The sequence below is a fragment of the Pseudomonas sp. MF6751 genome, assembly GCF_016613265.1.
Classification (GTDB): domain Bacteria; phylum Pseudomonadota; class Gammaproteobacteria; order Pseudomonadales; family Pseudomonadaceae; genus Aquipseudomonas; species Aquipseudomonas fluorescens_BV.
Window position 1 is genome coordinate 25,557 of the sequence record NZ_JAENSV010000037.1, and the last position, 18,113, is coordinate 43,669.

At 60.1% G+C, this 18,113-nt stretch carries 16 protein-coding genes; 12 read left to right on the forward strand and 4 right to left on the reverse strand.

Translation table 11 applies throughout. The annotated features are described in order from the left end of the window. Positions 1–119 precede the first annotated feature (119 nt). Both JJD66_RS22215 and JJD66_RS22220 read left to right on the forward strand, forming a co-directional pair. Entirely contained in the window at positions 120–1,550 is a 1,431-nt protein-coding gene (locus JJD66_RS22215) for a nucleobase:cation symporter-2 family protein (RefSeq protein WP_200649044.1), read from the forward strand. A 12-nt stretch (positions 1,551–1,562) separates the two neighbouring features. Next, positions 1,563–2,024 (forward strand): LEA type 2 family protein, encoded by a 462-nt coding sequence (locus JJD66_RS22220; protein WP_198716538.1) that lies wholly within the window; start codon positions 1,563–1,565, stop codon positions 2,022–2,024. A gap of 117 nt (positions 2,025–2,141) precedes the next feature. Here JJD66_RS22220 and JJD66_RS22225 read toward each other — a convergent pair whose 3' ends face one another. Continuing rightward, positions 2,142–3,068 carry a carbon-nitrogen hydrolase family protein gene (locus JJD66_RS22225; protein ID WP_200649045.1) on the reverse strand — a complete coding sequence of 309 codons (927 nt, stop codon included), beginning with the start codon at positions 3,066–3,068 and terminating at the stop codon, positions 2,142–2,144. A gap of 91 nt (positions 3,069–3,159) precedes the next feature. Between JJD66_RS22225 and JJD66_RS22230 the strand changes: the two genes are divergently transcribed. Continuing rightward, positions 3,160–4,080, forward strand: coding sequence for a LysR family transcriptional regulator (locus tag JJD66_RS22230; protein ID WP_060764663.1), 921 nt, complete (start codon positions 3,160–3,162; stop codon positions 4,078–4,080). Here JJD66_RS22230 and JJD66_RS22235 read toward each other — a convergent pair. Next, entirely contained in the window at positions 4,052–4,306 is a 255-nt protein-coding gene (locus JJD66_RS22235) for a hypothetical protein (protein WP_003190904.1), read from the reverse strand. The two genes, JJD66_RS22230 and JJD66_RS22235, sit on opposite strands and share 29 nt — an antisense overlap. Before the next feature lie 164 nt (positions 4,307–4,470). Here JJD66_RS22235 and JJD66_RS22240 point away from each other — a divergent pair, with 164 nt between their 5' ends. Then, positions 4,471–4,791 (forward strand): DUF883 family protein, encoded by a 321-nt coding sequence (locus JJD66_RS22240; RefSeq protein WP_200649046.1) that lies wholly within the window; start codon positions 4,471–4,473, stop codon positions 4,789–4,791. Between the two features lie 31 nt (positions 4,792–4,822). Here the strand turns inward: JJD66_RS22240 and JJD66_RS22245 are convergent, their stop codons facing one another. Then, positions 4,823–5,857 (reverse strand): Ldh family oxidoreductase, encoded by a 1,035-nt coding sequence (locus JJD66_RS22245; RefSeq protein WP_072447818.1) that lies wholly within the window; start codon positions 5,855–5,857, stop codon positions 4,823–4,825. A 170-nt stretch (positions 5,858–6,027) separates the two neighbouring features. Here JJD66_RS22245 and JJD66_RS22250 point away from each other — a divergent pair, with 170 nt between their 5' ends. Further along, entirely contained in the window at positions 6,028–11,169 is a 5,142-nt protein-coding gene (locus JJD66_RS22250) for a dermonecrotic toxin domain-containing protein (protein ID WP_200649047.1), read from the forward strand. Between the two features lie 19 nt (positions 11,170–11,188). Here the strand turns inward: JJD66_RS22250 and JJD66_RS22255 are convergent, their stop codons facing one another. Continuing rightward, on the reverse strand, positions 11,189–11,458 hold the full coding sequence (locus JJD66_RS22255) for a PepSY domain-containing protein (protein ID WP_014718736.1): 270 nt from the start codon (positions 11,456–11,458) through the stop codon (positions 11,189–11,191). A 148-nt stretch (positions 11,459–11,606) separates the two neighbouring features. On the opposite strand from JJD66_RS22255, the gene JJD66_RS22260 reads away from it, so the two are divergent. The 7 genes from JJD66_RS22260 to JJD66_RS22290 all read left to right on the forward strand — a co-directional run bounded on the left by JJD66_RS22260 (position 11,607) and on the right by JJD66_RS22290 (position 17,612). After that, complete coding sequence (locus JJD66_RS22260; RefSeq protein ID WP_200649048.1) at positions 11,607–12,605, forward strand: FecR family protein; 999 nt, start codon at positions 11,607–11,609, stop codon at positions 12,603–12,605. Between the two features lie 314 nt (positions 12,606–12,919). Further along, a complete protein-coding gene (locus JJD66_RS22265) occupies positions 12,920–13,378 on the forward strand; it encodes a hypothetical protein (RefSeq protein ID WP_105226690.1) in 459 nt (152 codons plus the stop codon). Beyond that, positions 13,378–13,929 carry an adhesin gene (locus JJD66_RS22270; protein WP_200649049.1) on the forward strand — a complete coding sequence of 184 codons (552 nt, stop codon included), beginning with the start codon at positions 13,378–13,380 and terminating at the stop codon, positions 13,927–13,929. The genes JJD66_RS22265 and JJD66_RS22270 overlap by 1 nt, the downstream gene beginning before the upstream one ends. A 68-nt stretch (positions 13,930–13,997) precedes the next feature. Beyond that, positions 13,998–14,732, forward strand: a complete 735-nt coding sequence (locus tag JJD66_RS22275) for a hypothetical protein (RefSeq protein ID WP_200649050.1) — start codon at positions 13,998–14,000, stop codon at positions 14,730–14,732. 61 nt (positions 14,733–14,793) lie between these two features. Beyond that, on the forward strand, positions 14,794–15,474 hold the full coding sequence (locus JJD66_RS22280) for a C39 family peptidase (protein WP_019817800.1): 681 nt from the start codon (positions 14,794–14,796) through the stop codon (positions 15,472–15,474). 37 nt (positions 15,475–15,511) lie between these two features. After that, positions 15,512–16,255: a hypothetical protein gene (locus JJD66_RS22285; protein ID WP_105226688.1), complete on the forward strand. Its 744-nt coding sequence runs from the start codon at positions 15,512–15,514 to the stop codon at positions 16,253–16,255. Between the two features lie 49 nt (positions 16,256–16,304). Further along, complete coding sequence (locus JJD66_RS22290) at positions 16,305–17,612, forward strand: hypothetical protein (RefSeq protein WP_032892089.1); 1,308 nt, start codon at positions 16,305–16,307, stop codon at positions 17,610–17,612. Positions 17,613–18,113: the final 501 nt, after the last annotated feature.

An 18,113-nucleotide genomic window follows, 5' to 3' on the forward strand; every position in this document is an offset into this window, starting at 1 on the left:
GCTTGATATCGGCTGGGCCACGGCTTTAGCGCAGGGTTTTCATAAATATTTTTTTACACTTCAGGCGCCTGGCACTTTCTGGCATCCTGCGCCTCCATTTTCTGACCCGAGCCATCATTTTGTCTGACGCTCAAGCCCCCGGCCCGCGCTATAAATCCGACCTCATGTACGGCCTCGAAGACCGCCCGCACTTCACCGCCGCGATTTTTGCCGCGTTGCAGCATGTGTTGGCGAGTTTTGTCGGCATCATCACGCCCACCCTGATCGTCGGCGGCGTACTGGGGCTGGAAAGCGAAGTGCCGTACCTGGTGAGCATGGCGCTGTTTGTCTCGGGGCTTGGCACCTTTGTGCAGGCGCGCACTTTCGGGCCGGTGGGTTCGGGGCTGTTGTGCCTGCAAGGCACCAGTTTTTCCTTTATCAGCGTGATTTTGAGCGCCGGGTTCATGGTCAAGGCCCGGGGCGGCGGCACCGATGAAATCCTCTCGACGATCTTTGGCATCTGCTTTTTCGCGGCGTTTATCGAAGTGGTGCTCAGCCAGTTCATCGGCAAACTGCGCAAACTGATCACCCCGGTGGTGACCGGCACCATCATCACCTTGATGGGCTTGTCACTGATCAAGGTGGCAGTCACCGACATGGCTGGCGGCTATGGCGCCAGCGACCTGGGCGCCGCAGGCAACATGGGCCTGGCGGCCTTGGTGCTGCTGACCATAGTGGTACTCAACCGCTTCAACAACCCGTTCCTGCGCCTGGGTTCGATCGTGATCGGCCTGACCCTGGGCTTCGTAGTGGCGTGGCTGCTGGGCCGCGTCGACATGGCCGCCCTACCCCAGGTGCCGCTGATCAGCGTGCCGGTACCGTTCAAGTACGGTTTCTCGTTCGACTGGGTGGCGTTTATCCCGGTGGCGGTGATCTTCCTGATTTCGCCCCTGGAAGCCGCCGGTGACCTGACCGCCAACTCGATGATTTCCCAGCAACCGGTCAAGGGCCCGCTGTATATCAAGCGCATCAAGTCCGGCCTGCTGGCCGACGGCCTCAACTCCGCGATGGCCGCCACCTTCAACAGCCTGCCGATGGTGACCTTTGCCCAGAACAACGGCGTGATCCAATTGACCGGCGTGGCCAGCCGCTACGTGGCGTACTTCATTGCTGGCCTGCTGGTGCTGCTGGGGTTGTTTCCGATGATCGGCGCGGTGCTGCAACTGATGCCCAAGCCCGTATTGGGCGGCGCGACCCTGATCATGTTCGGCACCGTGGCCGTGGCCGGGATCAAGATCCTCGCCGAAGCGGGCCTGCATCGGCGTAATGTGCTAATCGTGGCAATTTCCCTAGGCATGGGCCTGGGCGTCGCCGCGGTGCCGGAAGTGCTGCGCGAGCTGCCCAAGGCGCTGCACAACATCTTCGAATCACCGATCACCGTGGGTGCATTCTGTGCAATCCTGCTGAACATTTTCCTGCCCGAAGAGTTCATAGAGCTGGAAGAAGATGAATTCGAGCCGGAGTCCTCTACCCTCAAGGTCATGCAGGACCCGGACGTCACCCAAAAGTAGGAGCATTTATTTATGCGCAAGCTCATGGTTCTATCGCTGTTGCTGCTGACCTTGAGCGCCTGCGCACTGTTCCCCAACCGCGACCCGGTGAACATCAATGTGGTGGGTATCGAGCCGCTGCAAAGCCAGGACCTGGAAGTGCGCTTTGCCGTGAAGCTGCGGGTGCAAAACCCCAATGAAGCGGCAATCGACTACAACGGCGTGGCCCTGGACCTGGAGGTCAATGGCCGGCCACTCGCTTCTGGCGTCAGCGATCAGGCGGGCAGCATCCCACGCTTTTCTGAAACCGTACTGATGGTGCCGGTCAGCGTTTCTGCATTTTCGGTGTTGCGCCAGACCCTGGGCCTGAGCCAGACCCAAAGCCTGAACAACCTGCCCTACGTGCTGCGCGGCAAACTGGCGGGAGGCCTGTTTGGCACCATGCGCTTTGTAGAGCGTGGCACCCTGGACTTGCCGAGCACCGCCACCTGGTAAGTGGCTGAAAACCAAATGTGGGAGCTGGCTTGCCTGCGATAGCGGCGTGTCATTCAATTCATCTGTTACTGACGCGCCGCCATCGCAGGCAAGCCAGCTCCCACAGGTTGATTGCGTTCAGTCAGTGATATAGCGAACGCCTGGCTTGGCGCGCTCGTCCACCACCAATTCAAAAATATCCGGCCGGGCGTAATGCCCCACTACGTCGTAGTCGTAGCGGGCCCGCACCAACTGATCAGTATCGATCTGCGCCGTCAACAACCCCGCCTCGCCCACCAACGGCCCCGCCAAAATGTCGCCCATGGGCCCAACGATCACGCTGCCGCCGGCAATCAACGGACGGTCATCCGGCCAATTGGCAACCTCCACACCCAAGGCTTCGGGCGATGCCTGCACCTGGCAGGCGCTGACCACAAAGCAACGCCCTTCATGGGCAATATGGCGCATGCTCACCTGCCACATGTCGCGCTCGTCCACGGTGGGTGCACACCACACCTGAACGCCCTTGGCGTACATCGCGGTGCGCAGCAACGGCATCATGTTTTCCCAGCACACCGCGCCGCCGATTCGCCCCACCGCGGTGTCGATCACCGGCAGGGTCGAGCCGTCGCCCTTGCCCCAGATAAGCCGCTCGGTGCCGGTCGGCATCAGCTTGCGGTGCTTGGCCACCAGGCCGCCCGACGGTTCGAAATACAACACCGTGCAGTACAGCGTGCTGCCACTGCGTTCGATCACGCCCAGCACCAGGCTGGCACCGGTACGCGCCGACATCCCGGCCAGCGCCTCGGTTTCTGGCCCCGGTACGTCGATGGCATTGGCAAAATACCGTGCAAAGGCTTCCCGGCCCTCGGGCAGGCGATAACCCAATTGCGTGCCAAAGCTTTCGCCCTTGGGATAGCCGCCCAGCAACGCCTCGGGCATGACCACCAAGTGCGCGCCACTGCGCTGGATTTGATCCTCATAGGCCAGGATCTGCGCCAGGGTTTCAGCCTTGCCGCCAGGCAAGGCGCCGATTTGCAGGGCTGCGACAGTCGATACGGGCATCAGGCTCACTCCGATAGATAGGGGTTGCCCATTCTCCGGCCAGACTCGATCATGAATAAAGCCCACCTCAGTGCTAAATGATATGACCCAAATGAATATCGCCCAGGTTGACCTGAACCTGCTCAAAACCTTCGAAGCCCTGCACGACGAGTCCAGTGCCAGCCGTGCGGCGCTGCGTTTGGGCGTGACGCAGTCGGCGATCAGCGCGGGCTTGCGGCGTTTGCGCGAGCTGTATGGTGACCCTTTGTTCGTGCGCACCGGACGCGGCCTGGCGCCCACATTGCGTGCCAACCAGTTGAAACCGGTGATCAGTGAGGCATTGGATCGCTGCCGCCAGAGCCTGGCGATGATCAGCCCGCAAAACCTGCACTACGAGGGCCGCTCGGTGGTGCTGGGGCTGTCGGATGACTTCGAGATTGCCTATGCCCGAAGCCTGATGGAGGCCATCGCACTGCGCCTGCCCAAGCTACGGGTGATCTTTCGCCAGACCTACAGCCAGATCGTCGCCGCCGCTCTGCTCGACCGCACGCTGGACCTGGCCATTACCGCCGGCGGTTTTACCGAGCGCAGGCTGAGCCGACAGGTGCTGGGGGAAGGTGACTATCGTTGCCTGGTAGACCCCCATAGCCTGGCGCCGGGCGAGGAGACTATCGACCTGCAAGGGTTTGTCACACGGGAACATGTATTGGTGTCGTCAGGCGGGTTTATCGGCATTACCGATGAAGGCTTGGCGGCGCACGGGCTGCGCCGCCACGTGTGCGCGTCCACCAGCCACTTTGCCGCGCTGCCGTATCTGCTCAAAGGCAGCACCGCAGTAGCAACCATTCCCGGGCATGCGGCCCACGCCATTGCGCAAATGACCGGCCTGCGCGTGCTGCCCTGCCCGCTGGCGCTACCGCATTACCCGGTGGAGTTGGGCTGGCGCACCCAGGCTCAGTTGGACCCGCTGTTGCTCAAGGTGCGCGAAGCGATTGTGGCGTGCTTTACTTTGCCGCCGCCATCAGCTTGTTGACTTCACTGCGCACCATGTTGGAAAACTCCGGCGGCGACATGCCATCGAGTTCGGCACGTACCCATTCGGCCCACTTGCCCTTGCGTTTGGCGCGCTCACCGAACAAGCGCGCGGCTTCGCCTTTGGCCTTGCCCAGGTTGGTTTGCCACAGGTCGTAGAGGCGCGACTTTTCATCTTCCAGCTCGGCGCGTTCGGCGAGGGTCTTGTTGGCGAGATTGAAGCTCATGTTGAATTACCTGCTGCACAAATAGGTGACATCTTACACTGTAGGCCCAAAGTTCCCGATCCGGATTTTGCCTCGGATGAGCGCGCTGGCAAAAAAACTGCAACTTTTGCCACCGCCCGATACTCCATTGTTCACTGCCACATCCACCTGCAAGGAGTCACTCAATGGCCCGCAAAACCGCCGCCCAAGCTGTCGAAGATCAAATCAAGGACCAAGCGTTCAGCGAACTGAGCACATTGATCGAAGAGTCGGACAAACTGCTCAAAAGCAGCGCATCCCTGGTGGGCGAGGAAGGTGAAACCCTGCGCGAGCAGGTTGCCATCAAACTCAAGCAAGCCCTGGAATCGGTGTCCAACGTGCGTGAACGCAGCAAGCCGGTTGTGGATGCCACCGAGACTTACATCGGTGGGCACCCATGGCAGACCGTGGCCATTTCCGCTGGCTTTGGCCTGGTGGTCGGCCTGTTGCTGGGTCGCCGTAACTGATCCATTCAGGCTGCGCATCGCGCAGCCTGTTTCATCCCGCCGCCAAGGCCCTCAACTCGCGCAACGCCTGCGCGTCCAGTTCGATTCCGGTTTCCTGCGACTTCGCCCGCGTACGATGGCGTCGGTCCCCCGGCAATCGACGCAGCCCCGCCGCATGCATCTGCCGCACCAGCTCCTGGCTGCGTTGGGCGAAGCTTTGCCCTGCGGTTTTACTCGGGTCGATCACGATAAGAAGCTGGCCTGTCCACGGCGTACGCGCGCCTGGGTGGTCCGTCCAATCGAATTCAAAAGAGAAGTTGCCGCCCGTCAACGCTGCCGCCAGCAACTCGACCATCATCGACAGTGCCGACCCCTTGTGCCCGCCAAATGGCAACAGTGCGCCGCCTTCCAAAATGGCTTTAGGGTCCTGGGTCGGCTGACCGAGGCTATCGACGCCCATGCCCGGTGGCAACCGCTCGCCTTTGCGTGCGGCGATTTGCACGTCGCCATGGGCCATGGCGCTGGTGGCCAGGTCAAACACAATCGGCGCACCGTCGGCCCGTGGTGCCGCAAACGCGATAGGGTTGGTGCCGAACAACGGGCGATCCGCGCCGTGGGGCACCACACAGGTCATGCTGTTGACCACGCTGAGTGCCACCAGCCCCTCCTCGGCAAACGGCTCGACGTCCGGCCACAGCGCAGCAAAGTGATGGGAGTTATGGATCGCCAGCAACGCGATGCCGGCGCTGCGTGCCTTCTCCACCAGCAACGGGCGCGCCGCTGCCAGGGCCGGCTGGGCAAAACCATTGCCCGCGTCGACGCGCAAAAAGCCTGAGGCCACATCGGTCACGCTGGGGACGGCGGTGCCGTTGACCCATCCACTGGCCAGCGTCGAAAGGTAACCGGGGATGCGAAAAATACCGTGACTGTGGGCACCGTCACGCTCGGCACTTGCGCAGTTGTGCGCAAGAATCGCAGCAACCTGCGGCGATGTGCCGTGCCGGACGAAGACCTGTTGAAGTAACTCCACCAGTTCAGCGAAGCGGATCGAGGCACAAGCGGTGGCAACTGTCGACTGCGCAGACATTTGAAGCTCCGTTTTTATGATTGGAAGGGGCGACGAATGGGACATCCAGACCCTCGATTAAACACCACGCACTCTCTGCGTTGTCAACGTGTGCAGCGCTGAATATTTAACGCCTTGCACCACGGGCGCCTGCCTACCCTGTGCTTTTCCTGGCACGCCGGAGACAGGCTGTGGTTCGCTTAACCCCCCCGTATTTCTTCCCTGAGTTTCTCAAACCCCAAGGCAAAGCCTCGCCCACCGCTCGTGAACGCACGCTGGGCCTCACCGCCAAAGACCTTGATTGGCTGTACAACCTTTACCTGGCTACCGACGAGTCTCGGCAGGACACAAGCCGGCATGATCACCCCATGCGCGTTGAAAAGGTCCTGATCAACATTTCCGGCAAGCCCCCCATCCCCCTTGCCGGCGCGTTCGCGATCAGCCCCACACCCGACGCCGCCAAGGCGTTGCTCTACACCCCGGATAACGGCATACAGGTCTATGACAGCCACGCCGCCCTGCTGAGCGAGTTGATCGAGCAATTGGAAGACCCACTGCAGAGCGCCCCTTTGCTGAGCTACCTGTCGATGGACCAACGCAATGCGCTGGGCGCTGACTCGCCCATGGTGTTGACCACTCAACTCATCGAGGGTGAAGTCATGCCGGAGCAAGCACGCATGCTCCAGGCCTGCCAGCTGGATAACGTCAAGGCCATGCTCGACCACCTGCAAAAAACCCCGACCTTGCCTGACATGCTCGACACGCTGCTGAGCGTCATGGCCCGCCCCCATTTCAAACACCTGGATCAACGGGACACACGGGTCAATGTCTTCACCCGCGAAGCTGAGCAAGCAACGCCACGTTGGGTCAACTCGCTGACCTTGAGCGAAGCGCTGCTGCAATTTTATGTGCGCCATGGGTGGCACAAAGGGCAGACACGCGAATACTCGAACCCAAAACATGACACCACTGGCTTCACTGCCTCCGAACGGGAAGAAGATCACCAGCGTTGGGAAGCCTTGATCGAACAAAGCTCCAGTACTTTCTCGAAGCTGTTGGAAAGCCTGCTGCAGACCTACTGGAATGAAGATATCGACAGCGGCACCTCGCGCGTGGATTTTTTTGCCCAGGTCGTGGCGCAGAAGTTTCGCCTCGATGTATTGCTCAAGCGCCAGGGTGAGATTATTACCGCAGAGGAAAGCCACGCATTTCAGGCCCTGCTCCTCAGCAACCAAAGCGCCCGCAGCGCCCATGCCGAAAACCTCAGCGTGGAAAAGGTGCGCCTTTATGCCCCCCATCAACATTACGTTGAACCGGCGAGCACCTTGATGATCACCGAGCACCACGCGTACCTCTACACCCAATCGCGCGGGTTACAGGTGCTGGAAAACCTCGACGACCTCAAAGACCGGTTACTGAGCATGCTCAAGGCCGAAGGCTACGAGGACGAATGGCTCAACTTCCTCTCATTGGATGAGCGCGACACGCTGCTCGGCCTGGACCCGATCGCCATCGCGGCAAACCCTATACCCGGCAATGTGTTCGTGACCTTGGTACAAGACATTGCGCGCAAGCAAACGGGCAACCTTAACCACGCCCTGGAAATCTACCGGCGCAGCGATGGCCAAGTGGACCTCGCGGCCCTGCTCGACAGTGCCCTGGACGTACGTGCCTTGCTCGACAATCAACTGGCCACACTGGAGACCAACGGGCGCTGGACCTTGCATCCGGTCACCCATGGTAATGGCCGCCCTTCGACCGTCAAGGCCGAGCGCGCCCGGCTGCAGCTTCAAAACCTGCGGGCGATTGAGCGTGCGCTGGCGATGGAGCGCGCGCAACACCCGACCTTACGTAGCATCGTCGCTGACACGCTCAACGCTGAACTGCAACTGCAGCAACAGCCAGTCAAAGCCGACGACGTGTATATCAATACCTACGCTACGCGTGCCCAGGAGCGTGAAGAGCGTCCGGCAGTGCGGTCATTGAGCATGCTTGAGCACTTCATTGAACGCCTGGCCCAAGAGGCGCCTGCGGTGCCCTTCTCGTCCAGGACGAAGTTCTATACACGGGGCGAAGGCAATGTCTTCATGCAAGTGCCAAGCATGACGCTCAAGACGTTCAACACCGTCATCGAGCGCGTCCTGCTGCTGTTTTCCAAGCACGCCATGCGCCAGCAACCCCATGAATTTCTCGTCAAGACTCACGCCAAACACGCCCACTCGATGCTGGTGGGGTTACGCAGCGAAGCCGAGCTGAGGTCGCTGGATAAAACCCTGGCGCCCACAAGCCAGGCCATTCTCGACACGCTACTTCAGCCCGACAGTCTTTCGCGCTTGACACGCCATGGCCTTAACGAATTTTTGCCGGATGCCTATGGCTTGACGTTGGACTTGAACGCCGTGGATACGCCACAACCGCTGGCCAATACGTTCGTGATCACTGAGCGCGGCGGTATCGACCCGCAGCGCTCGGGCCAGGCGCTGCTCTGGACCCCGCGCCTGGGCTACGAAGTCTTTGCCTCGATCAACGCCCTGCGCGATGAAATCACCCAGCGCCTGGCGCACCCACTCAACAGCTTGAGCCTGCTGGAGAATCTGCCGTTCTGCTTGCGCGAGCCCCATCAGGCATTTCGCCAGGGCCCGCTGCAACGTATTGATCAGGACCTGTTGAATGACCGAGTAGACAGCTACAACGACGCGGTCATGGAAGGCGTGGATCACCTGCAATCCATGGGCCTGCGCGCCCGCGCATTGCAGGACCGGTTGGACGCCGTCATCGAACAGCCTCCGCCCACCAACCTTGGCAGGGCAATCACACTGGCCGATGCCATGGTCAACCAGCAGGCACTGCCACTGTGGCTGGGGATGGCGCCGCCCCAGGACCAAATCCACCAGGCCGAGCTTCTGGAGCAATATTGCAACAACGCCGACGATGAACATGACTACCTGCATGACATCCAACCCCTGCGTGCTTATGCCTTCACCACGCTGATGGCGCTGCTTGAGGCGCGCTTTCCCGGCCAGGCGCTCAACCCCGATCACATCCTGATCCCCACCGATGCAGTGCTCGATGTGAATGTCGACAACCTGACCGACTTTGCGTTGCGGCACTGGCCAAATCTGACCGTTCAACACATCCGCCCGCGTTCACGCACCGCAAAGCCATTACCACAAGCCCTGGACGCAAGTGCCGTGATACAAATGGTGCGACAGCTGGATCTCAAAAGCGCTTATCAGCAACAGGTGCGAAGCCACCTTGAGGCGCAAACCGATGATGCACGCCAACGCAGGCGTCTGTTTTGCCGTCAGTTGCCGTGGCAAGCGCTGCAACACGCCCACGAGCAAAGTCTGCAGGAGCGGCTTTCCACCCGAGCCTTGAGCCTGGTCCAGCAGATTTTCGATATGCCGGACGCCGTGGCCCGAGCTTCACTCAGCGGGGCCACGGCGACGATTCGACCGCTGGAGCTGATCGCCACCGAAGGCGCCAGTACCGCCAAGGTGCTGGGTGTGTACCTGATCGGCCCGCAGTTTCCCGGCGAGGGTCCATGGGTGCTCTACGCGCCCTACAGCGAACAGCATGTGTTCAAGGAATACGCGGATGAAACGGCCTTGCTGGATGAGATACAAGGGCCAGGCGCCCTGCAGGACTGGGTGCTTATGCACCTGGAAGATCCGCACCAGGCCACTTACCGCCACTTGCTGAAAAACAACCGGCATAGCCCGTCCGATATCCGCCTGGCCGCTTCGGCAGTGACGGGCAATGTGCTGCATTACCTGTTCAGCGAAAACACATTGATGTTGCTCAAGGTGCTGGGCAGCCAATTCGAAGAAGGCGCCAAGACCTTGTGGGACCATGCGACCCGCTTGTTCGGCACGCAAATCCCGACGGCGGTGCAGTTCATGGCCGGCAAACTCGCCTACCCGCTGGTGGTATGGCGCAGCTACACCTTGTTCAAGCGCTCGGCCGAAGCCTTGCAGCTACACCAGTGGAAGGCTGCATTCAAGGATTTCGTCAGGGGCGTGGCGCAAATGGCCGCCCTGCGCAGTGCGCTGGACGGCACCGCCATTGCCCCACCCACTGAAAAGGAGCGCTCGCTGGCCGAGCTGACAGATGAGTCACTGCCCGCAGCCACCACCCTCGCCACCTGGCATATCACCTGCCCTTCGCGCACCCGGCTGCAGCCGTTCGAGGCACAGGACGTGGCGTTGCAAGACCTGAAAAAGAGCACGCTCAGCCAGGTGTATGAAGACCAGGAAAACTCGAAATACTACGTGCCGCTGGCCGGCAAGGTGTATAGCGTCAAGAAAGCCGCACAACACTGGCGCCTCGCCAACGACGAGCAGGTGGGGCCGTACATCGGCCGTAATGCGCAGGGCATATGGGTACTGGAGCTGGGCGGCCAGGAGCCGCGCTTCGGCAGGGCCCAGTCGTACCTCAAGACGTGGCGCAATGAAGTACGGGATATCAACATTGAAGCGGTCGGCATCCGCGATATTGGCGCGTTGACCTATTGGAAAGCCCAAGCCATCACTGAAGCGTTGAACTTTGCGACTTATTACGCGCTGAACTGCCGCCGCAACGTTGCGCGTTTTGCTGTACAACGCGACCCTGACAGCCGGGTTGGGCGATTTTTAGGGGAAATGTTTGGTGTCGTCACACTGACCCCGGACCAGGTCTTGAGAGTCACAAAAATAATCGACGAGATCATCGATGAACTCACCGACCCCAGCTTGACCGGTCCGAACTCCATGCGCTTTGTCGCGGGCACCAGCCGACAGGATCCGGCGTCGGATTATGCATTCATGATTCCCGCCGACAGAGAACGCAAGCTGTATCTGCTGAGCCGATTCTTCGACCCCAATCTGGACGTCTACCAGAACCGTCTGCTGGAGAATGTGGCGTTCAACATATCGACGCACGCCAGGGCCAGCACGCTGATTCACGAATTATCGCACTTGAAGCTCGACACCGTGGACATTGCCTACCTGGACAGCATGCGACCCTTCCCAGACTTGATCAATATCGCAAGGCCCGGCGCCGAAGTGCTTAAAACCACCCTGGAAGATTTGCGCAGCACCGCGTTATCGACGATGACGCCTGCAACGATGCTGTTCAAGACTCAAGACAGCCTCACCGAATTGTGGGAAGACTTTAAGCCTGGTTCTGCAATTGAAAAGAAAATTTTCAAGGCCACTGGCGCCAAGACCCTGCAGGACGCGAGGATCATTTTCATGTCAGTCCCTGATAAGCGTATTGACACCATCCTGGCCAACGCCGACTCGGTGACGTACCTGATCACCCATCTTGGCCGCCAGTTGGAGCCGGGGGCCTGAACGGCCCCCGGCGAGTGCATCAGTCTTTCTGGTCACGCAGCACGTTACCGGAAGCGCCGTCGATGCGCGCCTCATACACGATGCCATCGGACTTGCGACCTTTGACTTCCCAATAGCCATTGTCATCCGCTTCAGCGGCGTAGACCTCAATGTAACCGGCCTTGGTTTTCGCCACCTCGATGGCTTTCTCAATGGTGATCCAGCCTGCACCCGGCTTGTCGGCCATGGCGGCGCCAGCGCTCAACAGCGCGGAAGTAGCACACAGGGCGATCAAGGTTTTCTTCAACATTTTCGTACTCCATAGTGGACGACAGGTTAATTCCTGATTTTTTAGGCGCACACAAACAAGAATAAGTTCCAATTGATGTGCAATCGCCATGATGCGGTTCTCGCCGTCTACCTTGGGAGGTTAGAATGTGGGAAATCAGGATGAGTTAATGAGCGAAAAGCCCCTTTCAGAAACCGAATATGACGCCATCACCGACGCCGCCGCGCATTGGTGCATGCGCCTGCATGCTGCAGATTGCACGGCGGACGAACGTCAGGCTTTTACCCAGTGGCACGATGGCCATCCGCTGCACGCCTTCGAATATGCAGCCATGCTCGAAATCTGGGACGTGGCCGACCATCTGCCCCGCGACAAGCCTGAGGCGGTGGTGGTCACAATCAAGAAGCCGCCCCGCCGCTTGCGCACCTACGCGGTGGCCGCAGCGGTGTGCCTGGCGGCATTGCCGCTTGCCGCCTTCACCGGCTGGGAAGCGGGCTGGTTGCCCAGCTCATATGAACGGTTCGAAGCAGCCAATGGCTTGAAAAAAGTCACCCTGGGCGATGGCAGCCAAGTGGAGTTGAACCTGGGTACCGAGTTGGTCTACAGCCATTACAAGGATCAGCGCCGTGTCACCCTGAAAAAGGGCGAAGCGTTCTTCAACGTCACGCACGACAGCAACCACCCGTTTATCGTGCGGGCCGGCGAAGGCCAGGTGCGAGTGACCGGCACGCAATTCAATGTCTGGGAATATGAAGATCAGGTGCGGGTGATGTTACTGGAGGGCTCGGTGCAGATCTCCAGCGACGGCGAGCATGCCAGTGTGCCGCTTAGCCCAGGCATGCAAGCCAGTTTCCGCCAGGGTGACGCCACCCCGCAGGTCGCCGCTATCAATCCCGATGACACCGCGCTGGCATGGCGCCAGGGCAAGCTGGTGCTCGACAACCTGACCCTCACGGACGCCTTGCCCCTGATCAACCGCTACCTGAAAAAGCCGGTGATGCTTGCAGACGCCAGTACCGGTGCGATTCGCGTCGGCGGTATCTATAACATCAACGAGGTCAACAACCTCGTGCCCTCCCTGCCCAAGGTGTTGCCGGTCTACCTGACCCAAAACCAGGACGGCAACCCCGTGCTCAATTCCATTCCGCGTAAAACCCCCAAGGGCTGAGCCCGCTCGCACGAAGCGGTACGTTTGGGCCGCGGGTGTCCGTTTTTGAAACACCTCCCTCACCTGCATCGCCCGCCGTGTGCGGATTCATAGTTCTGTCACAGGCAGTGTTACATGGCTGAGACAGCGTGAGGCGAGCACAGGTATGCCTCAAGCGCTCAGGACTGTTTCAAACCTGAAACGGGGGTGCCATCACTTTGCCTCGACTTTAGCCCAACCCCTTGAATATCAACATTTAATAAAAAGCGGCACGCCTTCTGCTCTTTCCCTGACAACGCTGTTTAGGGTCAGCGTTAAGAATAAGGACTGCCGCCGTGAACACACTCACACACGCCTCGTCGATAAACGTACTGCTGATCAGTTGCGTGCTCAGTGCAGGTGTCAGCCTGACGAGCCAGGCGGGTGACGGTGTGATCGTGACCGGGCGTACGGTGCAGGGCCACATGTACGGGCGCACCTCCCTGCCCGACCCCTACCCCAATACCGCCAACGCCAACCCCAGCAAAGAGATCAACAGCGCCCTGACCGGCGAACTCAGTGACAGGGACATCGGCGGCATCAGCAGTGGTTCCAGCCTCGCCCGCACCCTTCAGCCCAATGGCAGCTTGTCGGGCCTGGGTGCCACCCAAAACAGCATGTCGACACTTGGCGCTGGCGCAGCGGCCGGCCACGGTGCGGGCAGCGGCGGCAGCATGGGCGGGCAGATCAGCGACTCGGTCCAGCGTGGCATGGCGCCGCTCAACAATCTCGGCAGCATGATGGGGGGCAAGTGATGAAGCGCGCCCTGTTGATATTCGCCCTGCTGAGCAGCGCCTCGGCAATGGCCGACAACAGCGCCGTGATCAACCACAGCGGCCAGCAGTATGACGGTGTGCTGTCGATCAACCAGGCCGCCGGCACGGGGCAGCAAATGTCCAACAGCCGCGCCATCGCGCTCGGCGGCCAGGCCACCAACGTCGACATCCAGCGCGTCAACGGCAAGGTCGACCCGTCCCTGAACGCCAAGGCCGCGATCCAGGGCAACTCATTCAGCAGTGGCAACGGTGTGCTGGGCATCAACCAGTCTGCCGGGGCCAATAACCAATCCATCAACGCTGTGCGGATCAGCCTCAACCCTGGCCCGCAGAGCATCGATGACAGCGTCCTGTTGCAACAGAACACGACGACGCTGGCAACCGACTCAGGGCTCACCCCCACCACTGGCAGCCGCCAGGTCGTGACCAGCGACCAGGCCTTCACCGGCAGCCGAGGAGTGACACAGGTGAACCAGAGTGCCGGGGTGGGGAACCGAGTGGCTAACACCCTGGGCATCACTATCAAGTAACCGCTTGGTAGACGTGCGTTAGACCGTACCAACACTTAACCAACTAATTAGAAGCAAGGAGAAACACCATGAAACCTCAAATGGCTCTGAAACCAATGGTTTTCGCTCTCGCCGCACTCATGGCTGCTGCTGCTCAAGCGGGTGGCTGGCATCCAACCCCACAACCCACCGGTACCGTGGCCGCTGTGGTCACTGACGTACAAAAAAGCGAACACAACAAATTCGACGACACCAACACCGATAACAATGCATCAGCTGAAAATTCGGTAAATAGCAACAGCGGTAATGTCGGGGCCAACGTACAATCAGGTTCCGGCAACCAGGCTGACAACGCCGGCGCCATCTCCAGTGCCAAAGGCGACTTCGCCACCGTGTTTGCCGTGATTGATGTCGACCAAGGCAGCTCGCATAACAACTTCGTCAACAAAGGCACGCAAAACAACGCCTCTCTTGACGACTCCATCACCGGCAACTCCGGCAACGTGGGTTACAACGGCCAGGCCGGCCAGGGCAACCAGGGTAAAAACAACCTGGCCATCACCACCGCTGACGGCAAGAACATCGCAGCGGCTTCCAACACCGAGCAGAACTCGCTCAACAACAGCTACCTGAACACGGCCGCCAGCAGCCATGGTTATGGCAAGCCTCAGTACGTGTCCAACAACGCAAGCCTCGAAAACTCGGTTAACCGCAACTCCGGCAACGTAGGCGTGAACCTGCAATCCGGTGCGGGCAACCAAGGCAGCAACAGCCTGTCGATCGGCCAAGGTTGCAGCGTCTGCGCCAGCGGCGTGCGCTTCTGATCCAACGGGGCCTTGGCGACAAGGCCCTTTTTTATTCCAGTGTCCAACAGGTCATTCGATCATGCGTATCGCGACCCTCACCCTCCTGATGTTACTCACCGGCACGACCTGGGCAGGCACCATGGCAATCTCCGCCATGCCCGGCGGTGCGGTGATTTTCAAGAAGGTGGAGAGCATTCGCGAGCGCCGGTTCGCCAACCTGGTGGAACAGAAAACCGATTTCAGCTGCGGTGCCGCGGCACTCGCCACCATCCTGCGCCAGGCCTATTGGCTGGACGTCGACGAAGCACACATCATCAAAGGCATGCTGGTCACTGCCGACCAGGACCTGGTACGAACCCAGGGCTTTTCCATGCTGGATATGAAGCGCTACCTCGAAAGCATCGGCATGCGCGCCCGGGGCTACAAGATCGCGCCCGAGACCCTGCTGACCGTGAAAATCCCCGTGGTGGTGCTGCTGGAAATCCGCGGCTACAAGCACTTCGTGGTGTTGCAACGGGCCGACAAGGACTGGGTGTACATCGGTGACCCCGTATTGGGCCACAAGCGCTATTCCCATGACGATTTCGTCAAAGGCTGGAATGGCATTGTCTTCGCCGTACTGGGCGAGGGTTACGACAAGGCCAACGTCTTGCTCGACCCGCCCCTGCCGCTGACCGCCAAGAGCCAGATGAATGAGTTCCGGCCTGTGGGCGATGCCGAGCTGATGGATTTCGGTTTTATCCAGAGCGACTTCTTCTAGAAGCGCAATAAGGGGCAGGACGCCCCAGGAGCAGCAAATGAACACTTCCCGTTGGCTGACGGTCTTGTGTCTGGCCGCCTCAATGCCTGCTTATGCGTCCTCGGGGTTCAAGCCCATCGAACTCAAGGACGCCGAAATGGCCGAGCTGCGTGGCCGTTACGTGATGCCGGGGCGCATCATCAGCTTTGGCATTGTCATGAGCAGCACCTGGACCAATGCCGTCGGTGACAACATCACCGGCACGGCCAACATGCACATCGACAAGACCACCATTACTCCACAGTTCTACGTGCAAACCACCGGCTCGACCGGTACCGGCACGCGCCCCAACACCGGCACCGGAAATGTGGTCGGTGGTGCCGGCCTCGGCAGCGGCCAGGGCGTGACCCAAAGTGTACGCGCCGCCGGCGATGGCAACGCCGCCTACAACAATGTGGGCATCAACGTCGAAAATGGGGTTACCCCCGCCAATAACCTGCAGTCCGGCCAGGTGCTGGTGGCGGGCGGCACAGTGACCGGGGACAGCGCCGCGGGCCGTGTCAGCGTATCGGCCAACAGTGGCGGCGTGCAGATGGCCATCCAGGCCAATCACAACCAGGGCAACAGCCTGCAACAGATCGGCGCGGGGAATGTGCTTCAGGGCACGGTATTGACCGGCGATAGCAACCTTGTCAGAAACATCACCCAGATCAATGTCGTGATGAACAATAGCGGGCTGAATAACGCCGCGTTGAACTGCAACCTGGATCAACTCAAAGGCCTACGCACGCTCGGTTATTGAACTACGCTGACCCTCGACACTCACGCATTAGAAAAGGACGGCTTATTTCATGCATCGATCGTTATCGCTACGTGCGGTGGTTTGTTTGAGTACGCTCTTGCCCGCATCCGTGCTGTATGCCGCGCCAGACGCTGACATCGAAACCCTGAAGAAGGAACTCCTGGAACTCAAGCAACGCTACGACGTGCAGCAAAAAGCCTTGGCCGTGCTGGAGCAGCGTGTGCGCCAGGTCGAGGACCAACCGGCAACGCCCGCCCCCAGGCGTCTGGCCAAATCACCGGCAGACTTCAAGAACGGCGCTAACACTGTCGCGGCTAGCGGTACGGGCGCAGCCGCGGCATCCGGTGGCGCTGGCGGGGGTGGCAGCTCCTACGGCCAGGCCCTCAAGGACGACTCGGCCCCTGCGCAAAGTGTGAGCAACCTGTACAACGAAGCCAGCGGCTTTTTCGGCAATGGCAAGTTCAGCGTGGAAACCGGCATCACCTATGCCCGTTATGACGCGCGCCAGTTGACGCTCAATGGTTTCCTGGCGCTGGACTCGATTTTCCTCGGCAACATCAACCTGGACCGGATCAAGTCCGACAGTTGGACCCTGGACCTTACCGGGCGCTACAACGTCGACAACCGCTGGCAGTTCGACCTGAACGTGCCGGTGGTGTACCGCGAGTCCACCTACCAGTCGGGCGGCGCCGGCAACGACGCCACCGCCACCTCCGAAGGTTCCGTGACTCGTGACCCGACCATCGGCGATGTCAACTTTGGCGTGGCGTACAAGTTCCTCGACGAAACCTCGACCTTGCCGGACGCGGTGGTATCCGTGCGCGTCAAGGCACCGACGGGCAAGGAGCCTTTTGGCATCAAACTGGTCCAGCAACCGAACAACGACAACCTCTACGTGCCCGAAAGCCTGCCCACGGGCAACGGGGTCTGGTCGGTCACACCGGGCATTTCCCTGGTCAAGACCTTCGACCCGGCCGTGTTGTTCGGTTCGTTGTCGTACACCCATAACTTTGAAGACTCGTTCGATGACATCAGCAGTCAAGTCAATCAGAAGGTGGGAGGCAAGGTGCGCCTGGGCGACAGCTTCCAGTTCGGGGTCGGCGTCGCCTTTGCCCTGAACGAGAAGATGAGCATGTCGTTCTCGGTTTCCGACCTGGTGCAGCGCAAGAGCAAACTCAAGCCGGATGGCGGCGACTGGCAATCGGTGGTGTCCAGCGATGCCAACGCGGGCTACTTTAACGTGGGTATGACGATTGCCGCTTCGGATAACCTGACCATCGTGCCGAACCTTGCGATTGGCATGACCGATGATGCACCGGACTTTACGTTCAGCCTGAAATTCCCGTATTACTTCTGATTGGTTTGCCCGCAGGCGGTGGGTCAGTTGATGCATCTGTGACTGCACTCCCGCCTTCGCAGGCAAGCCAGCTCCCACATTGGCAATGTATTGCCCACAAAATCAACGCCTGGCACAGATCCCCTGTGGGAGCGGGCTTGCCCGCGAAGGCGGCGTGTCAGTCACTGAGCTTTCAACTGAACCACCGCTTTCGCAGGCAAGCCAGCTCCCACATTGGCAATGTATTGCCCACAAAATCAACGCCTGGCACAGATCCCCTGTGGGAGCGGGCTTGCCCGCGAAGGCGGCGTGTCAGTCACTGAGTTTTCAACTGAACCACCGCTTTCGCAGGCAAGCCAGCTCCCACATTAGCCATGCATTGCCCACAGGATCAGCGCCTGGCACAGATCCCCTGTGGGAGCGGGCTTGCCCGCGAAGGCGGCGTGTCAGTCACTGAGTTTTCAACTGAACCACCGCTTTCGCAGGCAAGCCAGCTCCCACATTAGCCATGCATTGCCCACA

Bases quoted from the DNA above. Each gene is read 5' to 3' on its own strand.
- JJD66_RS22230 (WP_060764663.1), top strand. From the start codon at position 3,160: ATGAATATCGCCCAGGTTGACCTGAACCTGCTCAAAACCTTCGAAGCC.
- JJD66_RS22235 (WP_003190904.1), bottom strand. From the start codon at position 4,306: ATGAGCTTCAATCTCGCCAACAAGACCCTCGCCGAACGCGCCGAGCTG.
- JJD66_RS22290 (WP_032892089.1), top strand. From the start codon at position 16,305: ATGCATCGATCGTTATCGCTACGTGCGGTGGTTTGTTTGAGTACGCTC.
- JJD66_RS22275 (WP_200649050.1), top strand. From the start codon at position 13,998: ATGAAACCTCAAATGGCTCTGAAACCAATGGTTTTCGCTCTCGCCGCA.
- JJD66_RS22220 (WP_198716538.1), top strand. From the start codon at position 1,563: ATGCGCAAGCTCATGGTTCTATCGCTGTTGCTGCTGACCTTGAGCGCC.
- JJD66_RS22285 (WP_105226688.1), top strand. From the start codon at position 15,512: ATGAACACTTCCCGTTGGCTGACGGTCTTGTGTCTGGCCGCCTCAATG.
- JJD66_RS22240 (WP_200649046.1), top strand. From the start codon at position 4,471: ATGGCCCGCAAAACCGCCGCCCAAGCTGTCGAAGATCAAATCAAGGAC.
- JJD66_RS22255 (WP_014718736.1), bottom strand. From the start codon at position 11,458: ATGTTGAAGAAAACCTTGATCGCCCTGTGTGCTACTTCCGCGCTGTTG.
- JJD66_RS22245 (WP_072447818.1), bottom strand. From the start codon at position 5,857: ATGTCTGCGCAGTCGACAGTTGCCACCGCTTGTGCCTCGATCCGCTTC.
- JJD66_RS22260 (WP_200649048.1), top strand. From the start codon at position 11,607: ATGAGCGAAAAGCCCCTTTCAGAAACCGAATATGACGCCATCACCGAC.
- JJD66_RS22270 (WP_200649049.1), top strand. From the start codon at position 13,378: ATGAAGCGCGCCCTGTTGATATTCGCCCTGCTGAGCAGCGCCTCGGCA.
- JJD66_RS22225 (WP_200649045.1), bottom strand. From the start codon at position 3,068: ATGCCCGTATCGACTGTCGCAGCCCTGCAAATCGGCGCCTTGCCTGGC.
- JJD66_RS22280 (WP_019817800.1), top strand. From the start codon at position 14,794: ATGCGTATCGCGACCCTCACCCTCCTGATGTTACTCACCGGCACGACC.